The organism is Escherichia sp. MOD1-EC7003, assembly GCF_002965065.1.
GTDB lineage: Bacteria > Pseudomonadota > Gammaproteobacteria > Enterobacterales > Enterobacteriaceae > Escherichia.
In genome coordinates this window covers 1-10567 of record NZ_PTRE01000213.1, presented here as the reverse complement: position 1 = coordinate 10567, position 10567 = coordinate 1, and the positions used below count along the sequence as shown (strand labels likewise).

The window sequence follows — 10567 nt, the reverse complement described above, 5'->3', positions numbered from 1 at the left end:
ATGATGAGCTGGCAGCCTGAGTTCACAGGTAAAATACTCTCCAGGAAAACCGGGGCGGTTCAGCGGTATATGTTTTGCCCACATACAGCGAGTCTTCCTGGACACAAATAATGGCGATTGGCTTATTCTCGTTATCCAGAACAACCAGAGTGTTGAATGGGTAGTTTTTCCCTTCCTGCAACTGACTTTGATCAAGGTCCATTCGGACAGTAATTATCCCGCCTGAGTAGGTTGGGACGAGGTTGATGGTGCAAAATTGACTGGTCAGTTCTGCCAGATCGAAAGCCTTTGGCAGTTCTCCAATCTCATAAGTGCCATCTCCTTTCTTAGTAACCAGTGAACTGGTACCGAAAACGGCCTTGCTGATTAAAAATCGAGAGCCTTTGTTAATGGACGATTCAGCGCGCCGCTGATAGTAATAGTCCAACAACTGACTCTTATAGAGGTTTGTTGAGACGTCAGACATGATTTTCCCTAATCAATGTTGTGAAGCCTCATTGTAAGATAAGTAACTTGTCACCCCGCCCTGCGGACGGGGTGATTGTCACGCATCGCTATCCAACAGCAAATCATCTGCGCGGGTGCGATCAAACGTAGGCGTTGCTTTCACAATAGTGCCGCCCGGCGTTGCAGTGATCGGGGCGTTAATCGACGTAACTTCAGTAAGCGAAGTTGTATCCGAAGTTTCAAACCAGCAGAATGCTTTTTCGGTATCAGAAATCTCATTCAAAGTGATCATGTCGGCCTGTTCATTTACAACAACCGACAAATAGAGCGTAAGCCCATCAAACACTATATGCAGTGGCAGTAGAGGCTTTACGAACTGATTAAACTTTCTGAGAATTTCTTCTGTAATTGCGGACTGATCTATCGTTCCAGTAATACCCATTGTCCGGGCCAGGTCGTTTATGGGAATACTGATCATTCCTCTGGAAGTCAGAAACATCTCGCCGAATGTGCCGCCGGTGGTTTCCAGTGTGCTTTCTGGAATCAGGACCGTGCCATAGGGATGACGTTCAAAGTCCACCGGAGCATATATGGGATCCCATAAAACCGATATACCGTTAAATTCGCGATAAATTGTCTGGTTTATAGGGCGTTCAGTACCCTTAAAATGGATCTCATCAAACCGCTGTTGTAACAACATCGGAACGGAAGATGAATTCGACGTTCTGATAGTAAAAAACTGGCCAAGTTCATTTGTCCTAGTCTCCAGATCCTCCTTGCTCATGGAGAAAATAGACTTCCGGTTGGTAATTCGCTCCAACCATGGGTCAACAAAGGTGTCCATCATTGACTGAACCAAATCAGCCAATGATTTATAAAGTAATGACTTTTGCTTAGCTGATGTAAGCCGGTTATTAAACCAGGAACGCTGCATCACTCCTCCTCATACGAAATATTAAAGGTGGAGTTTTCTGTATCCAGATAAACGAAATCGTAAAAGCCGTTGGACTCATTCCACTCGACAAATTCCAGATAAAAGTCGCGGAAATAACCCAGCGTTTCGATAAATGCCCAAACGTCTTTTTTCTTGATTAGGATGTACTTGCCGACACGGTTCGGATCAAAGAAAGTTGAGTCACGCCCAAATTTTGTTTCCAGTGCCGACTTCAGCTCATCAGTCACGTTCTCAATGGTCAGGCTTGCCGATATCCGCCCAGTGATGGTGATCTTAAAGGGTAGTTTTCTGACCTCTTTATACGAGAATTTCTTGTTCAACTCATTCGGCACCTTCTTAAAGGCGGCCAGGATCATTTCTTCAAGCTCTGACTGGCTTTTGTTTGGATGCCATCCTGAAATAAATATCTTATTGATATTCCGAACATTATAAGCACCATCTAATTTCTCTTGCTGGCCTTCGCCCCATGCCTTTACCCAGGACAGTCCCGGGATGTTACGCACCAGAAAATACGTATAGTCCCCGCCCCATACGACCTGATCATCATAGGCAAGGTAATATTGTGCACGGTTACGTGTGATCTCCGTTGTTTCAGCATCGGTACCTGCGGTTATAGGTGTCGTTGTCTTAACTGAAATCAAATTAGCTAAATTAGCCGCAGAATCAACAGGAGTCAGGTTTTGGCCAGCAACCAGGGTTATATCGCCGTTGGTGCACCATACCTTAAGCGTAATTGTCGAGCCTTCTGGCGGTATTTGCCCAATTAGCCCATCGCCGAATCGGACACCCAACTGTTCGGATGGTTTATAAAACTCAACGTAGACCTGGCTTTTACTACCAGCTAACCGGAACATTGTGCTGGAAGACCACTGCGTGGTCTTACCATCGGTCGTCACGAATACTTCCAGCTTATAGCAGACAGCAGTGAGAGCCTTTGATAACACGACTTCCAGAAATTCTTTGGCAGCCGTAACGGTATATGTCACCTCCTGGATTTCCAACTGTGCCACTTCTACCGTACCGGTGCCGTCAACCAACCTGCATACATCCATAGTCATGTAAGGGTACTGGTCGTCAGATATTAAAGGCATGTTTTTGGGAATTACCGCTGGGGCATCTTCACTTGTGGCGGTGATCTCAATCATCCCCGATGACGGTGTTGGCTTGGTACCAACGTAACTATTCGTTTCTGCCGCTGCCAGGATAGAGGAACGCCGCGTCGCGGTCGATATAAAGCCTTCAGCCAGCGCCGCATCGGCATACTGAAAGCACCTGTAGACAATCTGGGTAATAAACAATGTCAGCATCGAGACAAATTGAGAGCCGACAAACTTCGACCAGAATGAATCTTTCTCGACAAGCTCTTCAAACTCTGCACGAATACTGTCTTTAGTCGGTGTTGTTTTACTCATAGCACCACGTCCTGTGTGATAGTTATATCCCTGATACGAATGGATATTTTCAACTTATCAAAAGCATCTCCCTCGGCTACTGACAAGCCAGAAATCGGTATGTCAGGTAAATCTATCGTCAGTTTTTGCAACAGCATTGCCTCAACCGCAATTTGAACATGCGACAAGTTGGTCGGTTCGTGTTTAAACTGCGGTAAAACATTGCCCCATGACGGATCCCCGTATACCTCACCCTGATAAGTGTTTAGCCACTCATATAAACGAGCGCCCCAGGCCTCCTCCTGGGACTCATACGTTTTTACGCCGGATAACTCCAGCGTCAGCAAAGGATCAATTTCGTTATTGTTGGCCATCAATCAACTCTCGCGTAGTCATTCATCAACGGATCATCAATTGACAGTGGTACCGTGCGCATAACGCCCGGCTGAGGCGTGCTGACCTTTACGACAGTTCCCTGGCCTTTCGCCGAGTCTTTGGTGTGCTCTTCAATCCTGGCAAGCAATGAGGTCATCTGCGCAAACAGCCGCTTCGTTTCACCATCAAGTGAAACGGTATTATCAGCCAACTGCATTGTCGGCTTGGCACCGGAGCCGCCAAGGTCACTAATAACCTGTCCGTCTATCTGCATACGACCGGTTGGTTGCTGCAAATCGTTGGCGGCAGTCGTCACCTGGGACGTGGAGGCTGGTTCAAGCGCATTATTTTTCCGCATCCCCGGCGAGTTGCGGAGTTTATCGAATAGTCCATCAATCCCCATTTGTGCGCCGAGTTGGTCAAAGTAACTTGAGTTGCTGGCCACCGGACGCGCCTCTTCAACTGGCATCGGAGTATCAACATACACATTGCCAGCTGCTGTTGCGGTCCCCTTCCCTCGTGCACGTTCTTCGAGCGTTCCCTGAACGACTTCCCGACGCATACCCCGGCCATTCATGAATTTGTTGACCAGATCGTTAACGCCAACAGCATTGCCGATTTTGTCTACCAGACCGCCTTTCTCAAACGGGCTATCACCAGGGGTAAACGCCAGGCCAGTAGACTGATCGATAACGGCGTTATCAGGTATCTTTTCGTAAATTGCTGGTGCGCTATGATCTACCTTAGAGCCATAAACGGCACCATTATTGAGCATCTGCTGATACCCTCTGACACGAGTAACATATTCGCCGGTACCTGCGACTACTCTCCCCTTATCAACATGCCCCATACCAGCATGATAGGCAGCTATTGCACGACCCTGATCACCGTTATAACGGTTCATCAGCATACTTAGGTATCTGGCGGCACCATCAGCTGCTTTTCGTGTATCCATGGCATCAGCATCGCTGAGTCCAAGATCCTCCCTTGTACCTTTAGTGATCTGAAAAGCCCCAAGGGCAGATGAAAGTTTGTTCCCGTTTTTGTCTACTGGATTTCCAGTTCTCTGGCCTGCACTAGACTCTGCGGATGCAACTGCTGACAGAATCCCTTTTTCAAGCCCATACTTACGTTCAAGCTCATCAAAATAATCGGCATTGTCAGAAATCCATTGGTATCCGGCAGCATTTAATTTTGGCAAAGAAACATCCTTGCCATTGTTAAATCGACGTTTATCTATCTCATATGCACTTAATGCTTCCTCCTTACCTGTAGCAGACTGCCCCAAGGCAGCATCAATTGTTTGTGCTGCTTTATTTCCTGTTTCTACGGCATTTGCATTGATAATCTGATTAGCAGTTTCTTTAACTGTTTTATTGCTATCTTTCGCCATATCCAGAGCCGCATTTATCACGCGGGCAGCAATATTAGTCTGTTTGGCATCGGATTCAGTTTTAGAATCAGATGTCCCCTGGTGGCTATTAACCGGAGCTTTTAACTCTGGAGTGATTTCTTTCGCATTAGCCTCGCCGATCGGATTGGGTATTTTTGATACAATCATTGCCGCAGGGGTATTTTTAACGGCATCAACCGCTGCATCTAATGCTTTACCTGGTAAATTTTTAACCCCATCCCAAATATTACCAGCCGCCTCTTTAATGTGTTTCCCTGGGTTCTTAATGAAATCAATTGCACTATCAATTGCATCACTGAAAACCTGTTTCAGGTTATCGACAGTAAAGAAGTCTTTGATGGCATCCAGCTTTTCAAGCAGCTTATTAGATGTATCGCTAAACCATGCTGAAACAGCATCACCAATCTTTGCTGTGTAATCATCGAACTTGGTAGAAATGGTGTCGCCAAGGTTAGAAATATATGTTTCTAAGTTGGTAATCCCACTATCAATGGCCAGGGCAATACTTTCCGTCGAAAATGATTGCAACATATTGCCGATATCCTCAAATCCAAGTGATTTGAGAACCTCACCAATGGCGCTGCTAATACCAGATACCAGTCCCCCCATATCAAGAACATTAGCTAACGTATAAGCGGCTTTTTGCTGGAATGATGGATCTTGTCCTGATTTAAGCCCAAACGCTCGACGTTGCGCTTCTGTATCATTCCAACCGGTTACCGCATCATAAATACCTCCAGCCACTGTGCCGACTAGGGGAATTGCGCGTAACGCCCCTTTACCAACTGCCTTTAATCCAAGTTTACCTGCTGCCCGGGCAGCCAAATCTCCGCCTTCATGGGCGAGAGTCTTCTTGCCACCACCGCGTAGCATTCCTACAAGTTTCTTTGCCCCCAGAGCGCCAAAAGCGAGTGCTCCAGCTTTTTTCAGCATGCCACGCCCCATTAACAACGACGCGACGCCACCGGCCCCCTTCCCTAACAGGCTAAATAATTTGGACAGCAAGCCGCCCTTCTTTTTCCCGGTGTTTTTGGCTATCTGATCAAGGGCGCTGAGAATCTTGTCATTGCCATCTTTAATTTCGCTGGTCTGATCCTGAAGTTCCTGAACCGTCCGTTTTTGGGTGTTAACCTGAACGACATCGGCACTATTTTGCGATTTACGCCTAAAAAAACCTTTTCTACGGCTGTTATCGTCATTGCCACGAATCACATCGGCAATAGACTTTCTGGCACCATTAAGCGATCCACCAACTTCTTTTGATATCCCGCCAAGCTCCTTCCCTGCGGCCCACAATGGACCAGCAACGGCATAACCTAACGCATCGACGGCACGAGTCTCTGAAGGGTTACCTATGCCTTCAGCTACTTTTGACAGTTTTTTTAATAAACCTGATTCAGCATTTAGACGCTCATCATCCTCTTTTCGCCTGGCCTTTTCTGCTCGTTCAGCACGGGCATCTTCCGCTGCGGCCTTACTCCCTGACTTTCCAATAAAACGACCACGCGCATCGCGTTGGTTTTGGCTTTTTTGCGCACCGCCTTTTTGACCGAACATTTCGCGAGCGTGTTCGGCTGCTTCGGTCCGTTGCGCCTTTACATCCTCTGGTATAGCCTTCCTGCGTCGTTTTTTACCATTTGGTGTGGTTGATTTGGCCCGCTGTTCCTGTTGAGCAACATCTTCCTGAACTACACGAGAAACGTCCCCTAAATTAAGCCGTTTCATTGCGTCAACAATAGGGTCTACTGATGGCGCTTTGGCCACAAAGTCAGGCCGGGAATTTTCGATTGTGTGATTTAATGCCGACACGCTGCGAGAGACAGGATCAACAGTAGCAACTCGCCCACCTTTCAAATCTTCAACAGCTTCCCGGATACCAGCAAGCTCTTCCAGCTCTTTTGCGCTGGCGGTTTCAACTGTCCTTATAACATCGTCAATGTTGGCGTTTTTTCTTTCCATGATCTTATCGCCTACCGTTTCGGTTTAAGTTTTTCTTCCAGTTTCTCCAACAGGAAAAACGCATAGGATTCAGTGAGCCTTTCAGCGTCCTGAATCGGTATACCCCCATACAAAACCAGGTTGGACACTAAGGTCTGATAGCTTTTCAATCCCCACCTGTGGAATGAAGTCGGTAGCCCGAAAGGGCACCCACAGACGGGTATACGCACCCTCTGTGGACTCCTTTTTATCCTGGTTTGGGCATTTATGCGGCGGGAGACGAAGACGCATTTCACCTTTATCGATGTAGCACGGTAAACCATGTTCGAGCTTTTCATGAGCCAGTCGGATGTGTGCCGCCAGCTTCATAAATTCAGTATCAATGGCCATCCGTTTAATCGTTTCATAACGACGCTCAGCCTGATCTTCACGAGTACCGCTAACATCGTTATAAAGCTCACACTGATAAGCGAATTCCCAAAAACGCAAATCAACGATCGCTTCTTTGAATTCCGCGTCGTCTTCAGGTGGCAATGCTGCACGGCGCATCTCCAGCATTTCCATTGCCCAACCATCAAGCGGCACGATACGCCATTGATAAGGCACTCCCTCTACAGACACCTCAATATCGTCAATGAAAGGTTCCACTTCCAGGACCTGGATATCTTCAGCCAGAGCATTCATATCGCAATCGTAATAATGCTCTTTACCGCAATGTTTACAGGTGTAGGTGAATGTCTCGACCGGTGTTTCACGGGAGCCGGTAAATATCCACCATAACGCGGTAATCCGGTCCTGCGCCGTCCATGTCAGGGGATCATGTTTCGCGGGTTCAGCCAGCAAGGCTTTTAAATATGCCGTTGTCTGTTGTTCTTGTTCCTCCGGTGTTATCGAGTTGAAACGCATCGCATCAGCAATATTTGGCTGACGGAACTGGATCAATTCAGTTGGCCGCGATGGTAGCGGGAAAAGGGGTAAAAGCATCCTTGCTCCTTAATTCAAAGAGAAAAACTAAAGCCCAGAAGGGAAGCCAAAGAACTTGAGGATTGGTTAAACGTGCTGTGCAATGCGAAGGTCATTGGGAATGACTTAAATTCCGTGACCTGATCCCGCGCATAGGTGACATCGCCGGTAGTAACCGGGAATACCGTCATCTCATTTTCCAGTTTGGTTAAACCGGAAGACAGCAACCGATAAATACGCACATTGAGCAAATATTTAGACGGTATGTTCACGGTGCCGTCAGGATTGATCACCCGACTTTTTGCCGTCTTAAACCAGTCCAAAACGAGGCCATCACCGGTATCCCTGACCATCATTGTTATCTGCCCAGGCGAACGCTCCGTTGGCTGAAGGATATTCCCTCCGCCGATTTTAATCATTTCATATTCGATGCTGTAATCGTGGTAGGTAATGTCTTTGGCAAAGAAGTCTGCCCCCTCCAGCCCATCAACTTCGACAGAGAACTGCCATCCTTGCGCGAACAGCATTTTGTTCATGATGATTGACGTCAGCTTACCAACTTCCCGCTCACCAACGCCGGAGCCAAATAATGTCGTCGTTAATGCCGAAGATATATAAGACTTTACTGATGCAACATTAAGTCCCATATCAACGACCTCACTTCAACATGGATGAGAAAAGAACAATTCCCGGGATAATTGCCCTTGTTGCGCTCATTTTCTCTTCCAGATCCAGCTTTCGCTGATACAGCGTGTTCTCGTCGGATAAATTGCTGGCATCGAGTTTCCCCGCGATAGATATTCTTCGCAGGCGATCAGTGTTAGGTATCGCGATTAACACTTCCAGATAGTCAGAAAGTAACCCAATGATTTCAGGTGGCACTTCCCCATTATCCAGATCCATATCACGTAAATTAGCCAGATATGACACATTCAGCGGATATACCGCTCGATGAGTATCTTCAAGCTCGATATTCCCATCGTAAACATCGGAGTAGACAAGATCGCCGGTGTGATCTGTAACCGATACGAGCGCAAGAAAATCAGCTGGGCAAGCAAGTGATTTACAGGTCTGATCAGTGAAGCGTATCCGCTTGATGTGCCCCGCCCTATCCTGGTAGGTTCCCAATGCTTTTCTTAGCAGGGATTCCAGTAAAGCAGGTTCATCCGCAATCAAAGGTGTGAAGCGGGATTTGACGTCTTCGAGTAATTGTCGTGGTGTCATTGAAACCTCGTAGAATCTGGTGTGTTAACCGATTCTACGAGTTGTCATTTGTTACCGGTCAGTCTACACATTTCAGATACTACGTTAAAACAACTCAAGTGCTTCAAGTAGCACATCGTCATCAACACCCAATCCGAAGATGCGGAGATAAAATTCAAGCCTTAAGAGGCTTTGTGTATGTTCGTGTAATCCAACCAGTAATAAACTCATCCCCTGATTTAACCTGCACGTAAAGCCATTGACGATCTTTCTTATCTAAAATAGCAACAATTGTGTTTTTGCCAATGCATTCAATCACTTCACTATTTAAAGAAGGACTGACATGTAATCTTACGTTATCACCAGTTATAAACCTAAAACCATTGAGATCTTCCCACTTAATTTCTGTGTTTTCTTTAATTAATTTTTGTTTTGATATTGGTGCATCCTCATATAGGGATACAGAATATGATTCTGTCTTGTGTATTTGCGATAAGATTTGTTCTTTTGCATAATCAGCAATAGCGCCAAGCACCACTTCTGTTAAAAGCCACATAATAATAAACTGAAGCGGGTGAGGGAGCGACTTAAATGAATCAATGAACGTCGAACTGGATTTATTTAATCCTTTGTCTTGAACATCACTTTCGTTGTGAGATGTTTCAATAGCACCTTCGACATAAGCCTGTGCAATTGATGAAAGACTTTGCTCCATTATTTGATGTAATGAAGCCTTTTGCGCTAGGGTATATTGTTTTAATGATTCTTTTATTTCATTGTTTAAATCTATCTTATGACTTACATTTTGTCGCAATTCATTAAGTATTGCTTGCATGTTATTTAAACCAGCTTGCTTATTAAGCATCTCGAACTGGTTTCGTAACGGCATAGCAATTTCTGCCTGCTTCCTTAGCATTTGAATGTATTTATTTGCATCATGCGGGGGATAAACCTTGGCCTGTTTCTGTAGAATTTCAAGAAATTCACGATGCTTGCTATTTATTCTTCTCAAGCTCGTCATGTTCGCAAGCTGTTTTTTAACAGAATCACTAAGTAACGATTGCAAATTCAATCTTGCTATTTGTTCTTGAGCTAGCCGCCCTATTCTTAACTGTTCTTGCAAGTTTGCCATATGTTCTCTATACGATGGAATGATTGCGTTTTTTTGCAGTTCTGCCAACTGTCTAACCAAATTATTAGAAGCATATTCTGATTTTAATAAATCACTTGCCGATGTATATCCTGGCATTTTGATTTTACTTAAATTATCACGCCAGGTAATATTTGAATCTCTATTATAGAGATCGCTTACTGAGCCAAGTGCAAGTTTTTTAATATCCTTCACTTTATTCACCGTCATCTTGCTTTAAACATCCATCATTTTTAGCTTCCTTGTAAATACTTGAAATTCCATCAAGAGAGAATGATGTAATTCGACGCGATCCGATATATACATCCATGTTTTTTTCTTTTGTGGCTGACGCTGACTTCCAAAAAGAATACCATTCCCTACGATTTGGAGCAGTGTTTTGCGTACCAATATTAAAGCTATCCGAACCAACAATTAAGGTAATTACATCAGCTTTACGAGAAATTGTGTCGCGTGTAGAAAAATCAGCATTCTCTTTCCCTCCACTTACATACAAATTTCTTCCAGCTATATGATCTTCGGAACCTTCCCTTGCTCCAGCATCACAAGAAAAGTTAATTGTATAACCATCGTCATTGGTTGCAGAGATTTCTCTCCACCCTTGCTCACCTCCTACCGTCCAAACGGTAGAACCTGCCATTGCTGATAATGGCAGAAAAGAGGACATTAATAAAAAGCTATACAATGACTTATATAATTTCATATTTTTATCCTTTTTGTTTTAGATATTA

General features: G+C 45.2%; 10 protein-coding genes. All 10 read right to left on the bottom strand.

Going from position 1 to position 10567, the window contains the following annotated elements; genetic code table 11:
• Positions 1 to 22: 22 nt before the first annotated feature.
• Positions 23 to 466 (bottom strand): phage tail protein, encoded by a 444-nt coding sequence (locus A7090_RS23865; protein ID WP_105275754.1) that lies wholly within the window; start codon positions 464 to 466, stop codon positions 23 to 25.
• Positions 467 to 544: 78 nt separating this feature from the next.
• Positions 545 to 1381, bottom strand: coding sequence for a hypothetical protein (locus A7090_RS23860; protein ID WP_001189832.1), 837 nt, complete (start codon positions 1379 to 1381; stop codon positions 545 to 547).
• On the bottom strand, positions 1381 to 2814 hold the full coding sequence (locus A7090_RS23855) for a bleomycin hydrolase (RefSeq protein WP_000047923.1): 1434 nt from the start codon (positions 2812 to 2814) through the stop codon (positions 1381 to 1383). The genes A7090_RS23860 and A7090_RS23855 overlap by 1 nt, the downstream gene beginning before the upstream one ends.
• Entirely contained in the window at positions 2811 to 3167 is a 357-nt protein-coding gene (locus tag A7090_RS23850; RefSeq protein WP_105275753.1) for a hypothetical protein, read from the bottom strand. The genes A7090_RS23855 and A7090_RS23850 overlap by 4 nt, the downstream gene beginning before the upstream one ends.
• The gene (locus A7090_RS23845; RefSeq protein WP_105275752.1) at positions 3167 to 6541 is read right to left on the bottom strand and encodes a transglycosylase SLT domain-containing protein; all 3375 of its coding nucleotides are present in this window, start codon (positions 6539 to 6541) and stop codon (positions 3167 to 3169) included. The genes A7090_RS23850 and A7090_RS23845 overlap by 1 nt, the downstream gene beginning before the upstream one ends.
• A gap of 81 nt (positions 6542 to 6622) precedes the next feature.
• The gene (locus A7090_RS23840; RefSeq protein ID WP_000926345.1) at positions 6623 to 7504 is read right to left on the bottom strand and encodes a hypothetical protein; all 882 of its coding nucleotides are present in this window, start codon (positions 7502 to 7504) and stop codon (positions 6623 to 6625) included.
• A 14-nt stretch (positions 7505 to 7518) separates the two neighbouring features.
• The gene (locus A7090_RS23835) at positions 7519 to 8130 is read right to left on the bottom strand and encodes a phage tail protein (protein WP_105275751.1); all 612 of its coding nucleotides are present in this window, start codon (positions 8128 to 8130) and stop codon (positions 7519 to 7521) included.
• Positions 8131 to 8140: 10 nt separating this feature from the next.
• Entirely contained in the window at positions 8141 to 8707 is a 567-nt protein-coding gene (locus A7090_RS23830; protein ID WP_000188920.1) for a hypothetical protein, read from the bottom strand.
• A 154-nt stretch (positions 8708 to 8861) separates the two neighbouring features.
• Positions 8862 to 10031 (bottom strand): SH3 domain-containing protein, encoded by a 1170-nt coding sequence (locus A7090_RS23825; RefSeq protein WP_024174696.1) that lies wholly within the window; start codon positions 10029 to 10031, stop codon positions 8862 to 8864.
• Position 10032: 1 nt separating this feature from the next.
• Positions 10033 to 10539: a hypothetical protein gene (locus tag A7090_RS23820; RefSeq protein WP_000780957.1), complete on the bottom strand. Its 507-nt coding sequence runs from the start codon at positions 10537 to 10539 to the stop codon at positions 10033 to 10035.
• Positions 10540 to 10567 lie beyond the last annotated feature (28 nt).